This is a genomic window from Liquorilactobacillus mali, from assembly GCF_001437155.1.
GTDB classification, from domain to species: Bacteria; Bacillota; Bacilli; order Lactobacillales; family Lactobacillaceae; genus Liquorilactobacillus; species Liquorilactobacillus mali_A.
The window spans coordinates 75,222-96,840 of sequence record NZ_JQAR01000005.1 but is presented as its reverse complement, the minus strand read 5'-3'; the positions used below and the strand labels follow the sequence as shown (position 1 = coordinate 96,840).

Here is a 21,619-nt window from a genome sequence, read left to right as displayed (position 1 = left end):
TCTTTGGAGGAAATGCAGTGAAAAAAATACTTGTAGTTGATGACGAAATGTCTATAGTAACATTATTGAAATACAATCTGGAACAGGCTGGGTATGAGGTTGATACTGCGCTTGACGGCCAGACTGGTTTTGATAAGGGCCGTAATTTTAAATTTGATTTTATATTATTGGATTTAATGCTGCCAGGGATGGACGGATTGGAAATTACTAAAAGGTTAAGACAAGAAAAAGTAAAAACACCTATTATGATTTTGACAGCAAAGGGTGAAGAATATGATAAGGTCATTGGTCTTGAATTGGGTGCTGATGACTACTTGACTAAACCATTTTCACCACGGGAGGTAATCGCACGAATAAAGGCGATTGCTAGGAGAACAGAGGAGATACCTGCTGATAGTCTTAGTGTAAAAGATATTATGGAAAATGAAGCTGAAACAGAAGAGGTTTATCATTTTCCCGATTTTTCAGTTGATTTAGTAAACTATTCTGTTACAAAGAATGGTAAAAAAGTTAAGCTGACGCCTAAGGAATTTGAACTACTTGCATATTTTATTAAAAGAAAGCATCGTGTATTAAGCCGTGATAAACTGCTAAATGGTGTTTGGGGATTTGATTATGTTGGACAAACTAGAATGGTAGATATGCATGTAAGTCACTTGAGGGAAAAAATTGAGCAGGATCCTAAGAATCCATGTTATATAGAAACTGTCAGGGGATTTGGTTATCGATTTGAAGGTGAAAGCAATTAAGATAATTAGAGCTTTTATTATTGACTTTATTATAATAATTTCAGTCATATATGTACTGCTTTCGATTCTCACGACTGAAAATGGTACAAGTTTAAAGGAAATTCTAGGTGCCAGTGAAGGTATTTTGATTGTTATTTCCGCAGTTTTATTGGCTGGAGCCGAGGTAGGTTATAGATATATCAGATATAGATATAATAAGCGGGAACTGGATCTGCTTTCACAGAAGTTAAATGATATTACCGAAGGAAAGAAGCCTGGACACATCTTGCTTGAGCCAAGTGACCCGCTATATGGAATCTCGCGGACAATCAACAGGCTTGAGAATAAACAGCATGATTTTACCAAGAATTTTACGATTCAACAGAGAGGATATTTCTCATTGATTGAGTATCTGACAATTGGTGTAATGATACTTGATCAGGATAGAAAAATCTACATGAGTAATCATGCTATGAGTGATCTGATGGGGCGTGAGATGAATCTGCAGGGGCAAATTTATATTAATGAAATCAGAACGTACGATTTGAGCCGTTTGATTGAAGCCGCATTTTCTTCGCAAGAAGATCAGCACAGTGAAATTCGGCTTGATTTAACCGATAAGGTCGTTGATGCTCACGTTGTTTATGTTCCAGTCAGCAAGCATCGGTTGCTAGTAATGGTGTTATTGTACGATATCACAGAGCTAAAGGAAATTGAAAGAATGCAGCTGGACTTTGTCGGAAATGTCAGTCATGAGTTGAAAACACCGATTACAGCGATAACTGGTTTTAGTGAAACCTTGCTCCAAGGTGCGATGAATGATAAGAAGGCCTTGCCAGAGTTTTTGGCGATTATTCACAAGGAAAGTCTGAAATTGACAGATTTAGTTGAGGATATTTTATCCTTATCGAGGATTGATGCAAGCCCAGAATTGAATTTGAAAGAAATCAATCTGAGAAACTATATAACTGAGCTTTTGAAGACATTCAAACCGCAGTTAGAAAAAAAGAAAATCAAGGTATTTCTTGAGATATCTGAAGCCTATATAGTTGATATGGATCAAAACAAATTGAGACATGTTATTGATAATTTAATTCAGAATGCCATCAAGTATAATAATTTCCAAGGAAAGATTTGGATTGATGGTTCAGTTGATGAAAAGAGTTGGAGTATCAGTATCCGAGATAATGGTTATGGAATTCCACAAGATAAACAAGAACGGATTTTTGAGCGATTTTATAGAATTGATACATCACGTTCGCGTGATAGTGGAGGAACTGGACTGGGATTATCCGTCGTTAAGGAGTATGTCGCAGCGATGAATGGTGAAATTACATTAGAGAGTCAAGTTGGTGTGGGATCCAAATTTATAATAAAATTTCCAATAGAGCAAGACATACAAAAATCACAAAAGGAATCCTTATGATTCGGGTTTAGTCTAGCATCATTCCGGAGGCTGTCACAAAAAGTTGTTTTGTGCTACAGTCTTTTTTTGTAGAATGAATTATTGATAGGGATTGCGTATAATTTGATAAAAGTATAGAATCTAACCTAATAAATAGTTATAATATTTTCTCCGATAAAGATTATTAGAAAGAGGAGGTGGTAGTGTGCGTAAAACATTTAACGATGAGTTAAACAAGTTACACGTTAGATTTGCGGAACTAGGTATGATGGTCAATGAGGCAGTACTTCGTGCAACTAAAGCTTTCGTGAATCATGATAAGGTTCTTGCAGAGTCTGTAATTAAAAAGGACCCTGTGATAAATAATTGTGAGAATGATTTAGAGAAGATGACGCTTGAGCTAATTGCATTGTATCAGCCTGTAACCGAAGATTTAAGAGATGTCATTACTATTTTGAAAGCAAGTTCTGACATTGAGAGGATTGGAGATCATGCGGTAAGCATCAGTCATGCTACCGTGAATATGAAGGGCAGCCAGAGGATTGCCGAAATTGAGATTGAAATTGCGAAAATGGCTGAATATGTATGCCAAATGTTTCAGAGTGTGCTTGATGCCTATATGAAAAAAAATGAAGAAAGAGCTCTAAAAATTGCAAAGGACGATCTATTTTTGGATGAAGAGCTTAGGAAAATCAGGAAGAGATGTGTTACGATAATGCAGGAGGATTCCGACTCGGTTATCAGTGGTTCATACTATTCTTTGGTTGCTGCATACTTGGAGCGCATTGGTGATTATGTAACTAATGTTTGCGAATGGATTGTTTTTCTCAAAAAGGGAGAAATTGTTGAGTTGAATCCAAGCACTAGAAAGTATTAAAATTTATTTTTTATTAAATTTAGTGGCTCCTTTTTTACATAATTTGCTAAACACTCTGTGACACTGTAGAATTCTGATTGAGGATATATTTATTTGTTGGGAGGAAAAGCAACTATGAAATCCGATAAAAAAATGAGACGCTCAAATAATCGAATTATTTCTGGCGTGTGTGGTGGTATAGCTGATTACTTTGGTATTAATCCATGGATTATCAGAGAAATTTTTATTATTTTGGCAGTCATACCGCATATTACAGTTTTGATTGTAAGTATTTATGTAATGTGTATTGTCTTAATTCCATCTGAGGAAAGTAGCCTCTTTTCTATGCTATTTAAAAAGGAAAATCAGGATTATACAAAAGAAAAAAGAAAAAGTTCACGGAAAATTCTTAAAGATGTCCGTGAAAAGGATATTCGTTAAATTAAAAATTATGGAGGAATTATAGATGTCTTTTTGGCGCAGAGCCTTGGTTAATGCAATAATATTTATTTCAGCGGCTGGATTTTTTCCGCAAGCATTTCATGTATCTAGTATTTGGATATCGCTTCTTGCCGCGGTTATATTAGGTCTACTTAATATGTTTGTGAAACCAATATTACTGCTTTTTTCATTGCCTATTACTTTTATGACTCTGGGGCTATTTTACTTTGTTATTAATGGTTTCATGCTTGAGTTGACTTCTTATTTAGTTGGCAGTTCATTTGCCTTTGCAAATTTTGGCGCTGCCTTTTTGTTAGCTTTGATTCTTAGTTTGGTAAATATTGTAATAACGAACTATTTCAGGCGTTAGAGAAAGCTTTTTGATTAGAAGGATTAGATTTGGGGAGGAGCTTTTTAAGTGAGTGATATGGTAAGTGTTGAGAGCTTGGTTAGAGCAACAGGAATGAAGGTATTTTCAGGTGGTAAGTATCTAAGTACAAAAATGATAACCACAAGTGATATATCAAGGCCTGGTCTTGAATTGACAGGTTATTTTGATTACTATCCAGCAGAACGGATTCAACTTTTTGGGATGACGGAAGTTTCATTTGCCAGGAAGATGGATAAGCAAAAACGTAGGGAAATTATGGAGCAGATGTGCATAGAAGATGTTACACCTTGCTTTGTGATTTCCCGTTATCTGCCTGTACCGGAGGAATTGGATGAAGCAGCCAAGGCACACGGTATACCTGTTTTACGTTCAAAGCTACCAACCACTCGCCTATCTTCCAAAGTTACGGATTTTTTAGAGACGCAATTAGCAGAAAGAAAGTCGCTGCATGGTGTCTTAGTCGATATTTATGGCTTGGGTGTTTTAATTACGGGTGATTCTGGTGTTGGTAAGTCCGAAACAGCTTTGGATTTAATCAAAAGGGGTCATCGATTGATTGCTGATGATCGAGTAGATGTTTATCAAAAAGATGAGCAAACAATTATTGGTGAGGCCCCCAAGATTCTTAGACATTTACTGGAAATTCGCGGCATTGGTATTATTGATGTCATGAATCTTTTTGGTGCAGGTGCTGTTAGGACTGAGACTGATATCTCACTGATTGTCCATTTAGAAAATTGGAGTCCTGATAAGCAATTCGATCGGTTAGGAACGGGTGAACAGAAGTTAAGAGTCTTTGATGTAGATATTCCTAAGATCTCGATACCGGTAAAAATCGGGCGTAATTTGGCGATTATTATTGAAGCAGCAGCGATGAACTATCGTGCAAAGACGATGGGTTATGATGCAACAAAGCTGTTTGAGAAAAATTTGAATAGTCTGATTCAAGAGAATTCAGATTAAGTAAGGATGTGTCTTTTTATTTATGCCAATTTTGGGTGCGTTAAATCCGGTTGCCTTTTCTTTGGGACCAATTGAAGTCAGGTGGTATGGAATCATTATTGCTAGTGCAGTAGTGATTGCTACCTATCTTTCTGTGAGAGAGGGCAAAAGAAGGGGAATCGCTGAAGATGATATTTATGATCTAATTCTTTGGGGGCTTCCAGTAGCAATAATTTGTGCACGAATTTATTATGTGATCTTCGAGTGGGGCTATTATTCACAAAACTTAAGCCAGATTTATCGTATCTGGGATGGTGGAATAGCAATATATGGCGGTTTGATTGGTGCTGTAATAGTTTTAGTCACCTTATGCAAAAGGAGAAATATTTCATCATGGCTGATGCTTGATGTAGCTGCACCTACCGTAATCATGGCACAAGGAATAGGTCGCTGGGGCAACTTTATGAATCAAGAAGCACACGGACGAGCAACTACCTTGTCCTTCTTGCATGAATTACATTTACCAGATTTTATAATCAAACAGATGAACATAGCAGGAACATATTATCAACCAACCTTTTTATACGAATCGGTTTGGGATTTGACAGGTTTTGTACTTTTGATGTTGCTAAGACATCAAGAGCATTTGTTTAAGCGCGGAGAGGTATTCTTTGCTTATGTTATCTGGTATTCCTTTGGAAGATTTTTTATTGAGGGAATGCGTACAGACAGTCTTATGTTGGGACCATTGAGAGTTTCACAGTGGTTATCAGTTGTATTGTTCTTAGGTGCCATGATTTGGTTGGCAATGCGTCGTTATTGGAGACCGTTGAACCCATGGTATTTGGACGGTACAGATGAAGCTTATCATAAATAGGAGTGGTTTTTTTGTGTAAAAAGGTTGCAGTCATTGGAGCAGGTTCTTGGGGCAGTGTTCTCGCAAATATTTTAGTTATGAACGGGGAAAAAGTAAAAATCTGGTCAAGAAGACAAGAACAAGTCGATGAACTTAATCTGGAGCATACTAATAAGGCATATCTTTCAGATATTAAGTTGTCTGAAAAACTAGTTGCATCTAACGATCTAGAGGAAGTTTTGAAGGAAGCTGGGTTGGTGTTGCTGGCAGTTCCAACCAAGGCTATGAGAGAAATGTCTCATAAAGTTGGATTATTAATTGAAAAGTTGGATCTTCATCCGATTATTGTTCATGCTAGCAAGGGATTGGAATTAGAAACACATAAGCGTATTTCTGAAATTATTTCAGAAGAAATATCACAAAAGTATGCTGCTGGAATTGTGGCGTTGTCTGGTCCTAGCCACGCTGAAGAAGTGGCGCGCCATGATTTGACTTTGATTACTGCTGCATCATCTGACTTGCAGGCGGCAAAAAGTGTTCAAAAAATATTTATGAATAGCTACTTCCGTGTATACACAAACAGTGACATTATTGGAGTTGAACTCGGTGCGGCATTTAAGAACATTATTGCATTAGGAGCTGGCGCTTTGAATGGCTTAGGTTATGGTGATGATGCCAAGGCAGCATTAATGACCAGAGGACTGGCTGAAATAGCACGTTTAGGAATTGCATTAGGGGCTGATCCATTAACGTTTATCGGATTGTCGGGTGTAGGAGATTTAATTGTTACTTGTACAAGTGTTCATTCAAGAAACTGGCGTGCCGGCAATCAGTTAGGTAAAGGTGCAAAGGTCGAAGATGTTGTTAACAATATGGGAATGGTCATTGAAGGATTGACGACGGTTAAGGCAGCGTATGAATTAGCAAAAAGCCGTAAAATTGAGATGCCGATTACTGAAGCTATTTATCAAGTTGTTTATCAAGGAGAAGAGATAAAGACTGCGATAGCAGATTTGATGACGCGTGAAGGAAAATCTGAAGAGGAAACATTTTAGTGGAATGCTTATTAAAAGTAAGCTATAATACAGATATGATCTAAAGTGGGAGAAGGTAAAAAATTGACTAAAAAATATGATGTGGTTGTAATTGGTGCAGGTCCTGGTGGGATGACTGCAGCACTATATGCTTCTAGGGCTAACTTATCAGTACTAATGCTCGATCGTGGAATATATGGTGGGCAAATGAATAATACAGCAGAGGTTGAAAATTACCCAGGATTCAAGTCGATTTTGGGGCCAGATTTGGCAAAAGAAATGTATGAAAGTTCAACACAATTTAATGCTGAATATGCCTATGGTAATGTTGAAGAAGTAACCGTTGCTGAAAACGGAGTGAAAACAATTAAGACTGATAGTGACACATTTGAAACTTATGCTTTAATAATAGCAACAGGTTCCCAGTATAAAAAATTGGGTGTCACAGGAGAACAGGAATATAGTGGGCGTGGAGTCTCCTATTGTGCAGTTTGTGATGGCGCCTTTTTCCGTGATCGTGATGTTGTTGTAGTGGGTGGCGGTGATTCTGCAATTGAAGAAAGTTCATATCTTTCTAAGTTGGTTAAAGAGGTTAATGTGGTCCATCGTCGTGATGAGCTGCGTGCACAGAAAATCTTGCAGGATCGTGCATTTGAAAATCCAAAAATCCAATTTACTTGGGATACTGTGCTAACAAGCATTGAAGGTGATGGCAAGAAGGTCACAGGAGTTAAGACACTGAATAAGAAAACTGGTGATGAATCAGTTGTTCCTACTGATGGGGTCTTTATCTATGTCGGTTTAGTTCCAATGACAGAACCTTTTGAAAGCCTTAATGTAACAGATGAGCAAGGCTGGATTGTTACTGATGAAAAGATGCAAACGAAAATTCCAGGAATATTCGCAATTGGTGATGTGAGGAAAAAGGAATTACGTCAGATTGCGACAGCAGTTGGCGATGGTGGAATTGCTGGACAAGGGGCATATAATTATTTGGAGACATTGAAGGATTAGAAGTCAAAAGATTGTTAAGTTAATAATTATAGGAAAAGCTGTGATGGATAATAAATCGCAGCTTTTTTGTATTTAGGCTGAATTTAAGGTGATAGTTAGTAGTATTTGTTAAGAAACAGGAAAAATAATTGAATATTTTTGCTGTTTCATGCGTAAAAAAGCTGTTAATATAGTATACTAATTTTAGAAAAACAATGGGAGTGATTTTGTGAGTTGGAAAGAAACTTATCAAACATGGATTAACTATCCTGAGTTAGACAAGGAATTAGAACAAGAGTTAAGGGAAAATAAGGATAATGCCGAATTACTTGAAGATGCTTTTTATGCACCTCTTGAGTTTGGTACTGCAGGAATGCGTGGTGTAATTGGAGCAGGTATAAATAGAATGAATATCTATACTGTTCGTCAGGCTACAGAAGGACTTGCTTTGTTAATGGATACACTTGACGAAGCAACTAAAAAACGAGGAGTTGCAATAAGTTTTGATTCTCGTCACCATTCAGAAGATTTTGCACATGAGGCCGCACGTGTTTTAGGTGCACATGGAATTGCTAGCTTTGTTTTTGAAAGCCTTCGTCCAACTCCAGAATTGTCCTTTACAGTGCGTCATTTAAATACTTACGCTGGAATTATGATTACGGCTAGCCATAATCCTAAGGAATACAATGGGTATAAGATTTATGGTGAAGATGGTGGACAGATGCCGCCAAAGGAATCTGATATGATCACTGAATTTGTTAGACAGGCACAAGACTTGTTTGCTATAAAAGTTGCCGATGAATCTGAAATTCTTGAAAACGGTTTAATGAAAATTATTGGTGCTGAAGTCGACAATGCTTATTTAGCAGAAGTCAAAAAAGTTACTATTAATTCTGAGTTAGTTAAAAAAGAAGGGGAAACACTTAAATTAATTTTTTCTCCACTACACGGAACGGGTGCAATATTAGGTGAAAAAGCATTAAAGGGTGCTGGATTTACGAACTTTACAATGGTTTCTGAACAGGCAACACCAGATCCAGATTTTTCAACAGTCAAAAAACCCAATCCTGAAGACGCGGCTGCATTTGACTTGGCTATTAAGCATGGCAAAGAAGAAGATGCGGATCTTTTGATTGCTGTTGATCCAGATGCAGATCGATTAGGAGCGGCTGTACGTCAGCCATCAGGTGAGTATCAATTACTGACAGGGAATCAAATAGCGGCAATTATGCTTGATTATATTTTAACGGCACGAAAAAATGCGGGAACATTGCCTGCAAATGCAGCTGTAGTTAAATCAATTGTTTCAAGTGAATTTGCTACCGCGATTGCCAAGAGTTATAACGTTGAGATGATTAACGTTTTAACGGGATTCAAGTTTATTGCAGAGCAGATTAAACTTTTTGAAGAGACTAATAAGCACAGCTTCATGTTCGGCTTTGAAGAAAGCTATGGTTATTTGATTCGTCCATTTGTAAGAGACAAAGATGCTATTCAGTCACTCGTAATGCTAGCTGAAGTTGCTGCTTATTATAAGAGTAAGGGAAAGAATCTTTATGATGGATTGCAAGAACTATTTACCAAATTTGGTTATTTCGCTGAAAAGACAGTTGCGTTAACATTTGATGGTGTTGAAGGTGCAGAACAAATTAAGAATTTAATGACCAAGTTTAGGGAAGCCGCACCAAAGGATTTTGCTGGGGTTAAAGTTGCCACTATGGAAGATTTTGCTAATTCGAAAAAGACAACAGCTTCTGGTGATGTTTCAACTATTGAGCTACCTAAATCAAATGTTCTAAAATATTTGTTAGAAGACGGATCGTGGATTGCTGTGAGACCTTCAGGAACAGAGCCAAAGATTAAGTTTTATATTGGAACGCAAGACAGTACACAGGAAAAGTCACTACAAAAACGTCAGTCCTTTGAAGATGATATTAAGAGCTTTATAGAGAAATAATTAGCTATTTTCGGAATTTAAGCAGGTATCCAGAAAAACAATTTGTCACAGCCTTTTGTTTTTCTAGACAAAAAAACAGGTGATGAGATTGAAAAATAGTAATGTACGAAGACGCGCTGGTATAAGAGATGATGTATTGAATTCTGATTTAATAAGTGCAACAGCCTTAGCTGCAAAGTATGGGGTTTCACGCCAAACAATTGTGGGCGATATTGCTTTACTTAGAGCAAAAGGCGAGCCAATTATTTCTACTGTTAGTGGATATAAATATCAGAAAAAAGAATCGTGCTACCACGGTTTGATAGTTTGCCAGCACACAATTGAAGAAACACGTTTGGAACTTGAAACAATTGTCAATATGGGTGGAGAGATCGAAGATGTTATTGTTGATCATAGCCTATATGGACAATTAGTCGGAACACTTGGAATTTCAACATTACATGATATCAATGATTTCATGAGCCGAGCTGAAAAGGGCAATCACCTGTTGCTTTCTAGTCTGACTCAGGGCATCCATTTACACAATATAGCTTGTAACGGAGAAGCAGAGTTTCTTGAAATTAAAAAGAAATTATCAGAATTAGGATTAATTTATCTTGGTTAGCCAGGGGTGTCTTGACATCTTATCGAAAAAGGGTTATTTTCTAGATACTGGCTTTCAAAGAGCAGATAAATGTAAATTATAATAAGACGAGACCACAACATAGGTCGATAAAAGTTAAGCATTGATTTGAAATTATAAGCATAACGGATTTGTTGCTATGTCTGATTCAAAGCTAAATGGAAATTTTGACTTAATTCCGTCTTGTCAAGTTGGGAGAAAAATAATGGAACAGCGAAACTTGACCTTGTTAATGGATTTGTATGAACTAACAATGGCCAATGGTTTTTTTAAAGAAGAGCCAAGCAAGATAGGTTATTTTGACTTGTATTTCAGAAAAGTACCGGATAAAGGTGGACTTGTTATCTATGCTGGTCTGGCACAGGTCATTAAGTATTTAAAAGAGTTGAAATTCACGGATTCAGACATAGAGTATTTACAAACACTGGGGATTTTTGCACCGGAATTTTTGGAGTATTTACGTACATTTGATTTCGAGTGTGATGTATGGTCCGTTAAAGAAGGAACACCTGTTTTTCCAAATGAACCACTAATAATAGTGAGAGGTCCACTTATTCAGACACAATTATTAGAAACAATGTTGTTAAACATCATTAACCATGAGTCGCTAATTGCTACTAAGGCTAGACGGATATGTATGGTTGCTAAAGGAAGACCAGTAATGGAATTCGGTTCTCGCCGCGCTCAAGGGGCTGATGCTGCAACATTTGGAGCTCGAGCAGCCGTGATTGGCGGCTGTATTGGCACGGCAAACGTATTAAGTGCAAAGCTTTTTGGCCTGACACCGCTAGGAACTATGGCACATAGCTGGATTCAGTCTTTTAAATCTGAACAAGCGGCCTTTGAGGCGTGGTATCGGATCTATCCAAATAATTGTCTGCTACTGGTGGATACCTATGATGTGCTAAATTCAGGAGTACCACATGCAATTGAGATTTTTAACAAATTAAAGGCTAGGGGAATTACAGAGCATATTGGAATCAGAATCGATTCAGGTGATATCACGTTTTTGACGAAAGCAGCTAGAAAAATGTTGGATGAAGCTGGCTTTGAGAACGCAACAATTACAGTTTCAAATGCCTTGGATGAGGATGTTATTCAAAATGTCTTAGAGGAAGGGGCCGCAATTGATAGCTTTGGTGTTGGTGAGAAATTGATAACGGCATCGTCTGATCCAGTATTAAGCGGTGTCTATAAGCTTGTTGCTACGCAAGTTGATGGTAAAATCACACCAAAAATCAAGTTGAGCAATACGATTGAGAAGACAACGATTCCCGGATTTAAAAAGCTATATCGCTTATATAATAATAATGGCAAAGCCGTTGGAGATTTGTTAGGATTATTCGATGAAATTAAATTAAATGAGGGTAGCGTATACAATTCTGATCCAAATAAAACGCTGCAAAAGAGGAGAATCGATAACTTTAGGTTAGAGCCGTTGATGATACAAGTTTTCGACAAGGGTAAGCTGGTTTATAGCGAACCTGCTACGAATGAAGTTAAAGATTTCTCAAAAGCAATGACCGAATCTTTGCCAGAAGCTTGCTTACGCTTGAAAAACCCGGATTTATATAATGTTTTTTGGACGAAAGCACTGAAAATAATGAGAACAGATATGATAGAGAAATATTCAGAAATGAATTCTTAAAAGTGTACGAAAGTATGTTCGATATGTTAGAATGAATAGGCGTGATGGTGGACAATAAAAACCACTATCTACGCCTTTTTCATTTATTAATTAGGGGGTAGGATGAATGATTGAACGACAAGACAATCATCAATTTGAACTAGTTTCTGCGTATAAGCCTACGGGCGATCAGCCTAAAGCAATTGAAGAACTCACTTCTGGAATTTTGGCAGGAGAAAAGGCTCAGATCCTTTTGGGAGCAACAGGAACGGGTAAGACATTTACGATCTCAAATGTAATAAAAAACGTTAATAAACCTACCCTTGTTTTGGCTCATAATAAAACATTAGCTGGACAATTGTATAGTGAGTTTAAGGAATTCTTTCCAAACAATGCAGTTGAATACTTTGTCAGTTACTATGATTATTATCAACCTGAAGCATATGTACCTTCAAGTGATACTTATATTGAAAAGGACTCGAGTATCAATGATGAAATTGATAAATTACGGCATTCGGCAACAAGTTCCCTGCTAGAACGGAATGATGTAATTGTTGTTGCTTCTGTCTCTTCTATCTTTGGATTAGGTGATCCTAACGAATATCAAAAGCATACATTGTCATTACGGGTAGGACAAGAACTAGAACGAGATGCATTGTTGCGACAACTAATTGATATACAATTTGAACGGAATGATATTGACTTTCAACGTGGGAGATTCCGGGTACATGGCGATATTGTTGAGATTTTCCCTGCTTCACGTGACGAACGAGCACTGCGTATCGAATTTTTTGGGGATGAGATTGATCGTATTCGTGAAGTTGATGCACTTACAGGTGAAATTGTTGCGGAAAGAGAACACGTATCGATTTTCCCTGCCACTCATTTTATGACAAACGAAGATATCATGGAAAAGGCTATTGATGGAATTCAAGAAGAATTAAAGGCACGTCTGGCCGAATTAAAAGGTCAAAATAAATTATTAGAAGCACAGCGCTTGGAGCAAAGAACAACATACGATATTGAGATGCTGCGTGAGATGGGATATTGTTCAGGCATTGAGAATTATTCGCGGCATATGGATGGGCGAAAGCCAGGTGAACCGCCATATACATTGTTGGACTTTTTCCCAAAGGATTTTCTGTTGGTGGTAGATGAGTCACACGTGACAATGCCACAGGTACGAGGAATGTACAATGGTGATCGTGCACGCAAGCAGATGCTGGTTGATTATGGATTTAGATTGCCAAGTGCTATTGATAATCGACCATTGACACTGCAAGAATTCGAGAAACATATAAATCAGGTTGTTTACATGTCGGCTACACCAGGGCCTTATGAGCAAGAGCAGACAAATAAAGTTGTACAGCAAATCATTAGACCAACAGGGTTATTGGATCCGATAATTGAAGTTAGGCCGATTATGGGACAGATGGATGATTTGGTCGGTGAGATCAACAAGCGGGTAGAACGGAATGAAAGAGTTTTTGTAACTACCTTGACTAAAAAGATGGCAGAAGATTTATCGGATTATCTTAAAGAACTACAGATTAAAGGAAAATATCTGCATTCAGATATAAAAACCCTAGAGCGTACAAAAATCGTCAGGGATCTACGGTTGGGTGTCTTTGATGTTTTAGTAGGTATCAATCTATTGCGAGAGGGTATCGATGTTCCTGAAGTTTCTTTGGTTGCAATACTGGATGCCGATAAAGAAGGATTTCTAAGAAGTGAACGCTCATTAGTTCAGACAATCGGACGTGCTGCGCGAAATGAGAACGGACGAGTTATCATGTATGCTGACAAAATTACGGATTCAATGCAGGCAGCAATTGATGAAACCAAAAGAAGACGTACCATTCAGGAGAAGTATAATGAAGAACATCATATTACTCCAAAGACTATCAAGAAAAAAGTTCGCGATTTGATTTCAATTACCAAGCCTGCAGAAGGCGGCGGTAAGAAGAAACAGTCATTTACGGAGCTTGAATTTTATGATATGGAAAAAGAGGATCAAAAAGAGATGCTGGCTAAACTAGAGGAACAGATGAGATCTGCAGCTAAGCAGCTTGATTTTGAACAAGCTGCGACATTGAGAGATACCATTATTGAATTAAAGGCCCGCATAAAATAGAAAAGGGGATAATACTTTGGCACAAAATAAGATTGTTATTCACGGTGCGAGAGCCCACAATCTGAAGAATATTGATGTGACAATTCCTAAGGACAAGCTAGTTGTTATTACAGGATTATCTGGTTCAGGGAAAAGTTCACTTGCATTTGATACATTATATGCTGAGGGACAAAGACGATATGTTGAGAGTCTGTCCGCCTACGCTCGTCAGTTTTTGGGGCAAATGGATAAACCAGATGTTGATTCAATTGATGGTTTATCACCTGCAATTTCAATTGATCAAAAAACAACTTCAAAGAACCCTCGTTCAACCGTAGGGACTGTAACAGAAATTAACGATTATCTTCGCCTCTTGTGGGCACGTGTCGGGACACCTTATTGTCCGAATGATGGTCATGAGATTACAAGTCAATCTCCAGAGCAAATGGTAGATAAGATATTATCACTTCCTGAAAGAACAAAAGTACAGATTTTGTCACCAATCATTCGTGAAAAAAAAGGACAGCATAAAAAAATATTTGAGAAAATTAAGCGTGATGGTTTCGTAAGAGTTCGTGTTGATGGGGAGATCTTGGATATCGGTGATAAGATCGAGCTTGACAAGAACAAAAAACACACTATCGAAGTGGTTGTAGATCGTGTGATTGTTAAGGATGGAATTAGGTCGCGACTATTTGATTCTTTCGAGGCAGCGCTGCGCTTGTCAGATGGTTATGCCAGTGCTGACATTGGTGACAGTAAGCTACTGCAGTTCTCCGAAAATTTTGCGTGTCCTTACTGTGGCTTTACTATTGGAGAATTAGAACCACGATTGTTTTCATTTAATGCTCCTTTTGGTGCTTGTCCAGAATGTGATGGCCTGGGAGTGAAGCTTGAGGTAGATCTTGATTTAGTAATTCCAGATAGTTCAAAAACACTTAGAGAAGGTGCAATTGAGCCTTGGAACCCAATAAGTTCACAATATTATCCAATGATGCTGGAACAAATGTGTCAGGCATTTAACATTGAGATGGATGTACCATTTAATAAACTTCCAAAAAAAGATCAGGAGACTGTATTATATGGAGCAGGTGAGAAAACTTTCCATTTTCATTATGAAAATGATTTTGGTGGAGTTAGGGATGTCGATGCTAAGTTTGAAGGTGTCATCCCAAATATCGAACGCCGTTACCATGAAACAAATAGTGATTTTACGAGAGATGTGATGCGTAAATATATGACGAGTTTGACTTGTCAGGCTTGTCAAGGATATCGTTTAAATCGTAAGGCGCTTGCTGTACAGATCAATGGGAAACATATCGGACAGGTGTCTGAATACAATATTGAGGCAGCATTAGACTTTTTCAAAAATTTAGAATTCAATGAGCAAGATAGTGCGATTGCCAAGCCAATTTTAAAAGAAATTAAGGATCGCCTGACTTTCTTGATCAATGTGGGCCTCGCATACTTGACGCTCAGTCGCTCAGCTCGTACACTTTCTGGTGGTGAGGCTCAGCGAATCAGATTGGCAACACAGATTGGTTCAAATTTATCAGGCGTTTTGTATATTCTTGATGAACCTTCAATTGGATTGCATCAAAGAGACAATGATCGCTTAATTGATTCATTGAAGAAGATGAGAGATTTAGGGAATACACTGATAGTTGTTGAACATGATGAAGATACAATGAGGGCTGCTGATTATCTGATCGATATTGGCCCAGGGGCAGGTAACAATGGTGGACAAGTAATGGCAGCAGGGACACCAAAGCAGGTTGCTAGAACTGCTAAATCATTGACTGGCCAGTATTTGTCAGGTAAAAAACATATTCCGGTACCGAAGCAAAGACGTGCAGGCAACGGGAAAAAGATTACGATAAAGGGTGCTAGTGAAAATAATTTAAAAAATATTGACGTTGATTTTCCATTAGGTACTTTTATCGCTGTTACAGGTGTATCAGGTTCTGGTAAGTCAACATTAGTCAACATGATTTTAAAACGAGCTTTGGCGCAGAAACTAAATAATAACTCTGAAAAACCAGGTAAATATAAAGAAATCATTGGAACTGAGGCTCTCGAAAAAGTTATTAATATTGATCAAAGTCCAATTGGTAGAACACCGCGCAGTAATCCTGCTACTTATACAAGTGTCTTCGATGATGTTCGCGGTTTGTTTGCACAGACAAATGCTGCTAAAGTTCACGGCTATAGTAAAGGGAGATTTAGTTTTAATGTCAAAGGTGGACGCTGTGAGGCTTGCAAGGGTGATGGAATTATCAAAATTGAAATGAATTTCTTACCTGATGTGTACGTTCCATGCGAGGTTTGTCATGGCGCGCGCTATAATTCTGAAACGCTTGAGGTTGAATATAAGGGCAAAAATATTGCACAAGTATTGGATATGACGGTCGAAGAAGCGCTTGAGTTCTTTAGTGCGATCCCCAAAATCAAAAGAAAATTACAGACAATTGTTGATGTTGGACTGGGTTATGTTAAATTAGGACAACCGGCGACGACTTTATCTGGAGGCGAGGCGCAGAGAATGAAACTTGCATCGGAACTGCATCGTAAGTCGGATGGCAAGACATTCTATATTTTGGACGAACCGACTACTGGTTTACATACCGATGATATTAAGAACTTGTTGCGTGTCCTAGTACGTCTGGTAGATTCAGGAAATACTGTTCTAGTAATTGAGCATAATTTGGATGTTATAAAAACAGCGGATTATCTAATAGATCTTGGACCTGAGGGTGGTGAAGGCGGTGGTACAATTATCGGTACCGGAACACCTGAGCATCTCGCAGAGAATCCTGCAAGTTACACTGGTAAATATCTCAAAATGGTGTTAAACAGATACAACGACCAATAGGTATTGATTTTTACTAACAAAATGCTAGAGTTAAAGTGTAATCACAATTAGATTGGAGTGTTTAATGATGGCAAAAGTTGAAAGCTTTACGCTGGATCATACTGCTGTTAAAGCGCCTTACGTGCGCTTAATTGCAGTTGAAGAAGGCAAGAAGGGTGATAAGATTTCAAATTATGATCTGCGCTTGGTACAACCAAATGAAAATGCTATTCCAACTGCAGGATTGCATACAATTGAGCATATGTTAGCAGGATATTTGCGCGATCGTATGGATGGTGTAATTGATTGTTCCCCATTTGGATGCCGTACAGGATTTCATCTTATCGTTTGGGGCGAACAAGATACAGCAGATGTTGCAAGAGCATTGAAAGGCTCACTTGCACAAATTGTTGACTCTACTTGGGATGATGTTCAAGGTACTGATATCACTAGTTGTGGCAACTATCGTGACCATTCACTTTTTTCTGCTAAAGAATGGTGTAAGAAAATTCTTGCTGAAGGTATTTCATCAGATGCTTTTGAGCGCAAGGTGGTTTAGTTTAAGAATATAAAGTTGAAAAGCAGACGGTAACAGATTATTGAATTTGTTGCTGTCTGCTTTTTTAGGATGAATGTTTAGCAAGCAAGTAGGATTGATAAAAAGTCGCTATGACATACCCGGTATGTTATAATGACGAAAGGTTAATTAATGGAGGTTTGGATAAATGAAAGAGCCATTAAAACTTGTTGTAATAACTGGGATGAGCGGGGCTGGTAAGACCGTAGCGGTGCAGAGTTTTGAAGATTTAGGATACTTTTGTATCGATAATATGCCCCCATCTTTATTACCTAAGTTCTGGGAGTTAGTTCGTGAATCAGGTAAGATTAATAAAGTTGCACTTGTGATTGATTTAAGATCACGAGCATTTTATGATGAGATAATTGAGTTACTAAGAAACTTGGGCAGTGACAATGCCATAGACACAAAGATTCTTTTTTTGGATGCGTCTGACGAAGAGTTGGTTGCACGGTATAAGGAAACGAGACGTTCTCATCCACTTGCTATGGAAGGTAGATTGATGGATGGAATCAATCTTGAAAGAGATCTTCTACGAGATATGCGGATGAAAGCTCAACTTGTGGTAGATACTAGTAAACTTACACCTAGACAACTGCGTGAAGAAATCTTCCATAATTTTGAAACTAGTTCGGAAACGGCTTTTCATATCGAAATTATGTCATTCGGATTTAAATATGGGGTACCGATAGATGCAGATATTGTTATGGATGTAAGATTCTTACCAAATCCATATTATATTGATGCTTTAAAGAAAAAGACAGGACTTGATAAAGACGTCTACGATTATGTAATGAACTCAGATAAAACAGAAGTGTTTTATACGCAATTTATTACGTTGCTTCAGACAATCATTCCTGGTTACAAAGATGAAGGAAAAACAAGTTTGACAGTTGCAATTGGATGTACAGGCGGGCAACATCGCTCAGTAGCTTTATCAAAAAGAATTGGAGAAGAGTTGAAGAAAAGCTATCCTGTAAGAATTTCACATCGCGATATTGCACGACGGAAGGAGACAGTCAATCGCTCATGACGAAACACTTATTAAGAAAACAGCGGCCAAGTATCGTTGTTATTGGTGGTGGAACTGGCCTTCCAGTAATTTTGAAAGCCTTAAGAAGAAAAAATGCGGATATCACTGCAGTTGTAACGGTGGCTGATGATGGTGGCTCATCTGGTATTATTAGAGATTATATTAATGTAGTTCCACCTGGTGATATACGAAATGTTTTGGTAGCCTTGTCTGATCTGCCTGAAATTTATAAGAATATTTTTCAGTATAGGTTTGATTCTAAGGATCAATTTTTTTCGGGACACGCAATTGGTAACTTGATAATTGCTGCATTGTCGGAAATGAACGATAGTGGGATTTTTAATGCTGTCCAAGAACTCACAAGGTTGATGAAAGTGGAGGGACATGTCTATCCTGCATCAAATTATCCTTTAGTTCTCAATGCAAGGTTTAAAGACGGTTCGATAATATCTGGAGAATCGGAAATATCAGCCGCAGGAAAAACAATCGATAAGGTTTGGGTCTCTAGATCAAATGATGAGCTCCCAGAAGCGGTTCCTGAAGTGATCGACGCTATAATGGATGCAGATCAAATTGTTTTGGGACCAGGTAGTCTGTTTACAAGTATTTTGCCAAACCTAATGATTTCAAACGTTGGTAAGGCTGTGTGCAAAACAAACGCAGAGGTGATCTATATCTGCAATATTATGACGCAAAAAGGTGAAACGGAGCACTTTACAGATGCAGATCATGTGCGCGTTTTGCATCGACATTTAGGAATGAATTTTATTGATACGGTTCTCGTCAATACAGAGCCTGTACCGAATGATTATATGGATCAACAAAGATATGATGAATACCTATACCAGGTCAAGCATGATTTTAATGGGTTGCGAGATTTGGGGTGCAGAGTAGTTTCCAATAATTTTTTGGAACTGAGGAATCATGGTGTTTTCCATAATGGCAGTCAGGTTGTTGATGAATTGCTTGGTTTAACGAGTCGTCCATTATCTTGGATGGATAGCGAGTTGAATTAGAAAGCTTAGAAGGTAGAAGGGGGTGGTCGCGTGTCTTATGCTAGTGATGTAAAGAAGGAACTAACCACACTTGAGGTTCACTTTGGAAATGCAAAGGCTGAGTTGATGGCTCTGATTCGGATGAACGGTTCTCTAAGTCTTGTAGACCACCATTTTGTATTAAATGTTCAAACTGAGAATCCAGCTATTGCACGTCGAATATACCAGCTTCTGAAAAAGTTTTATGATGTTGAAAGTGAATTATTAGTAAGAAGAAAGATGAAGCTAAAGAAAAATAATTTATATATTGTTCGTTTGAAAACAGGTAGCGAACAAGTATTGAGAGATCTTGATATACTTGATGGCTTTCAGTTGAAAACGGGTGTCCCCCTTGATTTTTTGGAAAATGATGCAAAAGTTAGATCATATTTAAGAGGTGCCTTTTTGGCAGCAGGTTCGGTTAATAATCCAGAAACAAGTCGCTATCATTTAGAGGTTTATTCACTGTATGAAGAACAAAATGATGTGATTTGTGACTTAATGAATCGTTATGGATTGAATGCACGAAAGACTGAAAGACGTAGCGGATATATTACCTACTTGAAAGAGGCGGAGAAAATTGCCGATTTCTTATCATTGATCGGTGCTACGAGTGCGATGCTCAAGTTTGAAGATATTAGAATTGTGCGTGATATGCGCAATTCAGTCAATCGAATTGTTAATTGTGAGAATGCCAATATGAATAAAGTTGCTGATGCAGCAAAACATCAAATTGAGAACATTGAATTTATTGATACTAATTACGGGATTAACAAATTACCACCTAAAATTCAGGATATCGCCCGAGCAAGACTGGCACATCCAGAAGTCAGTTTAAAGGAATTGGGTGATTTGGTTGAGAATGGTCCAATTTCTAAATCAGGGGTTAATCATCGATTACGGAAAATAAATGAAATAGCTGATCAATTAAGGAACGGTAATGAAATATTAAATTAGCGAAAATATAGTGTTCGTTTATAGACCTAAGCGCTGCTTGTGGGCACTTCGTGACTTAATAAAACTATAAACGACATGGGCAAAGTAGTATATCAATGATAAAAAAATAGGGCTAAGTCAAAAGTTATTTTTGACCCAGTCCTATATTTTTTACTATTTAAGATTCTTTTTGTTTTCCATGATTCCATCAATCAAACCATAATCAACTGCTTGTTGAGCAGTCATAAAGTTATCACGTTCAGTATCACGATTAATTGTCTTAATATCTTGACCAGAACCATCCGCTAAAATCTTGTTGATCAATTTCCGAGTCTTCAAGATGTGTTCGGCAGCAATATTAATATCGGTTGCCTGACCTTGTGCTCCACCAAGTGGCTGGTGAATCATAATTTCTGAGTTAGGCAATGCAAAGCGCTTGCCCTTTGTTCCAGCAGTTGAAAGGACACTTGCCATAGAAGCAGCCATGCCCATAACGATAGTTTGAACATCTGCTTTAACAAAGTTCATCGTATCATAGATTGCCAACCCAGCAGATACGCTACCACCTGGTGAGTTAATATAAATGTAAATGTCTTTTTCTGAATCTTGTGCATCCAAGAATAGCAATTGTGCAATGATGGCATTGGCCATATCATCATTAACTTCTCCGGAAAGCATGACAATGCGATCTTTTAAAAGTCTTGAATAAATATCATATGCACGTTCACCTTGTGCTGATTGTTCAATAACAGTAGGTACTAAATTCATTGAACGACGACCCCCTCAAACTATAATTTAACATTTTAAGTGTAGCACTCAAACGTTTGTATTGCTAGTTTAACCTAATGGTCAAAAAAGGTCAAATAGAAAGGTAGATAATCAATAATTAACATTCTTTTTCGATAATGATAACCATATTAATCAAAAAAAAGAACAGTTCCAAAGGCAAGTAGAAGATGAAATTTGATTTAGAATCAGATAATTGATAGGGTAAAAAAAGAGTCGTGTCACAGTAACTCTCTGGCATGGCTCCATCATTAGGTTTATATAGATTCTAATAAGTTAAGTAACACGGTTGGGCAGCTAATTACTTATGGTAAAGTGGTAACTTGATGAGTAATTCACGGCATTCCCCAAGCCCTATCAGCTTATCCTGGATATTTCCTTAGTCTCTAAATAGTTGTTTTGTAAGCGGTAAACACTTATAATCACCAGTAGATAAT

Annotated in this window: 19 protein-coding genes; 18 read left to right on the top strand and 1 reads right to left on the bottom strand. The window is 37.7% G+C overall.

Going from position 1 to position 21,619, the window contains the following annotated elements:
- Positions 1–17: 17 nt before the first annotated feature.
- The 18 genes from IV36_RS03980 (at position 18) to whiA (ending at position 20,417) form a co-directional block, all read left to right on the top strand.
- On the top strand, positions 18–749 hold the full coding sequence (locus IV36_RS03980; protein ID WP_056990901.1) for a response regulator transcription factor: 732 nt from the start codon (positions 18–20) through the stop codon (positions 747–749).
- Positions 736–2,154 carry a two-component system histidine kinase PnpS gene (gene pnpS, locus IV36_RS03975; protein WP_235810237.1) on the top strand — a complete coding sequence of 473 codons (1,419 nt, stop codon included), beginning with the start codon at positions 736–738 and terminating at the stop codon, positions 2,152–2,154. The genes IV36_RS03980 and pnpS overlap by 14 nt, the downstream gene beginning before the upstream one ends.
- Before the next feature lie 184 nt (positions 2,155–2,338).
- Positions 2,339–3,010 (top strand): phosphate signaling complex protein PhoU, encoded by a 672-nt coding sequence (gene phoU, locus IV36_RS03970; RefSeq protein WP_056990899.1) that lies wholly within the window; start codon positions 2,339–2,341, stop codon positions 3,008–3,010.
- Between the two features lie 114 nt (positions 3,011–3,124).
- On the top strand, positions 3,125–3,430 hold the full coding sequence (locus IV36_RS03965) for a PspC domain-containing protein (RefSeq protein ID WP_056990898.1): 306 nt from the start codon (positions 3,125–3,127) through the stop codon (positions 3,428–3,430).
- 25 nt (positions 3,431–3,455) lie between these two features.
- On the top strand, positions 3,456–3,800 hold the full coding sequence (locus IV36_RS03960) for a phage holin family protein (protein ID WP_010077672.1): 345 nt from the start codon (positions 3,456–3,458) through the stop codon (positions 3,798–3,800).
- 48 nt (positions 3,801–3,848) lie between these two features.
- Complete coding sequence (gene hprK, locus IV36_RS03955; RefSeq protein WP_056990897.1) at positions 3,849–4,784, top strand: HPr(Ser) kinase/phosphatase; 936 nt, start codon at positions 3,849–3,851, stop codon at positions 4,782–4,784.
- 22 nt (positions 4,785–4,806) lie between these two features.
- Positions 4,807–5,640 (top strand): prolipoprotein diacylglyceryl transferase, encoded by an 834-nt coding sequence (gene lgt, locus IV36_RS03950; RefSeq protein WP_056990896.1) that lies wholly within the window; start codon positions 4,807–4,809, stop codon positions 5,638–5,640.
- Between the two features lie 11 nt (positions 5,641–5,651).
- Positions 5,652–6,674 carry an NAD(P)H-dependent glycerol-3-phosphate dehydrogenase gene (locus IV36_RS03945; protein ID WP_056990895.1) on the top strand — a complete coding sequence of 341 codons (1,023 nt, stop codon included), beginning with the start codon at positions 5,652–5,654 and terminating at the stop codon, positions 6,672–6,674.
- A 63-nt stretch (positions 6,675–6,737) separates the two neighbouring features.
- Positions 6,738–7,667: a thioredoxin-disulfide reductase gene (trxB, locus tag IV36_RS03940; protein ID WP_056990894.1), complete on the top strand. Its 930-nt coding sequence runs from the start codon at positions 6,738–6,740 to the stop codon at positions 7,665–7,667.
- A gap of 208 nt (positions 7,668–7,875) precedes the next feature.
- Entirely contained in the window at positions 7,876–9,603 is a 1,728-nt protein-coding gene (locus IV36_RS03935) for a phospho-sugar mutase (protein WP_056990893.1), read from the top strand.
- An 88-nt stretch (positions 9,604–9,691) separates the two neighbouring features.
- The gene (locus IV36_RS03930) at positions 9,692–10,207 is read left to right on the top strand and encodes a transcription repressor NadR (protein ID WP_301674804.1); all 516 of its coding nucleotides are present in this window, start codon (positions 9,692–9,694) and stop codon (positions 10,205–10,207) included.
- Positions 10,208–10,430: 223 nt separating this feature from the next.
- Positions 10,431–11,873 (top strand): nicotinate phosphoribosyltransferase, encoded by a 1,443-nt coding sequence (locus tag IV36_RS03925; RefSeq protein ID WP_056990891.1) that lies wholly within the window; start codon positions 10,431–10,433, stop codon positions 11,871–11,873.
- Positions 11,874–11,979: 106 nt separating this feature from the next.
- Positions 11,980–13,986 (top strand): excinuclease ABC subunit UvrB, encoded by a 2,007-nt coding sequence (gene uvrB, locus IV36_RS03920; RefSeq protein ID WP_056990890.1) that lies wholly within the window; start codon positions 11,980–11,982, stop codon positions 13,984–13,986.
- A 16-nt stretch (positions 13,987–14,002) separates the two neighbouring features.
- Positions 14,003–16,837 carry an excinuclease ABC subunit UvrA gene (gene uvrA, locus IV36_RS03915; protein ID WP_056990889.1) on the top strand — a complete coding sequence of 945 codons (2,835 nt, stop codon included), beginning with the start codon at positions 14,003–14,005 and terminating at the stop codon, positions 16,835–16,837.
- A 67-nt stretch (positions 16,838–16,904) separates the two neighbouring features.
- Positions 16,905–17,375 (top strand): S-ribosylhomocysteine lyase, encoded by a 471-nt coding sequence (locus tag IV36_RS03910; RefSeq protein WP_056990888.1) that lies wholly within the window; start codon positions 16,905–16,907, stop codon positions 17,373–17,375.
- Positions 17,376–17,541: 166 nt separating this feature from the next.
- Positions 17,542–18,426 carry an RNase adapter RapZ gene (rapZ, locus tag IV36_RS03905; RefSeq protein WP_056990887.1) on the top strand — a complete coding sequence of 295 codons (885 nt, stop codon included), beginning with the start codon at positions 17,542–17,544 and terminating at the stop codon, positions 18,424–18,426.
- Positions 18,423–19,442 (top strand): gluconeogenesis factor YvcK family protein, encoded by a 1,020-nt coding sequence (locus IV36_RS03900; protein ID WP_056990886.1) that lies wholly within the window; start codon positions 18,423–18,425, stop codon positions 19,440–19,442. Before rapZ ends, IV36_RS03900 begins: the two co-directional genes overlap by 4 nt.
- A gap of 30 nt (positions 19,443–19,472) precedes the next feature.
- A complete protein-coding gene (whiA, locus tag IV36_RS03895) occupies positions 19,473–20,417 on the top strand; it encodes a DNA-binding protein WhiA (protein ID WP_056990885.1) in 945 nt (314 codons plus the stop codon).
- 153 nt (positions 20,418–20,570) lie between these two features.
- On the opposite strand, the gene clpP is transcribed toward whiA, so the two are convergent.
- Positions 20,571–21,164, bottom strand: coding sequence for an ATP-dependent Clp endopeptidase proteolytic subunit ClpP (clpP, locus tag IV36_RS03890; protein WP_003688769.1), 594 nt, complete (start codon positions 21,162–21,164; stop codon positions 20,571–20,573).
- Positions 21,165–21,619 lie beyond the last annotated feature (455 nt).

Excerpts from the sequence above, each read along its gene's own strand:
- uvrB (WP_056990890.1), top strand. The coding sequence starts at position 11,980 with ATGATTGAACGACAAGACAATCATCAATTTGAACTAGTTTCTGCGTAT.
- lgt (WP_056990896.1), top strand. The coding sequence starts at position 4,807 with ATGCCAATTTTGGGTGCGTTAAATCCGGTTGCCTTTTCTTTGGGACCA.
- clpP (WP_003688769.1), bottom strand. The coding sequence starts at position 21,164 with ATGAATTTAGTACCTACTGTTATTGAACAATCAGCACAAGGTGAACGT.
- IV36_RS03910 (WP_056990888.1), top strand. The coding sequence starts at position 16,905 with ATGGCAAAAGTTGAAAGCTTTACGCTGGATCATACTGCTGTTAAAGCG.
- IV36_RS03900 (WP_056990886.1), top strand. The coding sequence starts at position 18,423 with ATGACGAAACACTTATTAAGAAAACAGCGGCCAAGTATCGTTGTTATT.
- IV36_RS03960 (WP_010077672.1), top strand. The coding sequence starts at position 3,456 with ATGTCTTTTTGGCGCAGAGCCTTGGTTAATGCAATAATATTTATTTCA.
- rapZ (WP_056990887.1), top strand. The coding sequence starts at position 17,542 with ATGAAAGAGCCATTAAAACTTGTTGTAATAACTGGGATGAGCGGGGCT.
- IV36_RS03925 (WP_056990891.1), top strand. The coding sequence starts at position 10,431 with ATGGAACAGCGAAACTTGACCTTGTTAATGGATTTGTATGAACTAACA.
- IV36_RS03965 (WP_056990898.1), top strand. The coding sequence starts at position 3,125 with ATGAAATCCGATAAAAAAATGAGACGCTCAAATAATCGAATTATTTCT.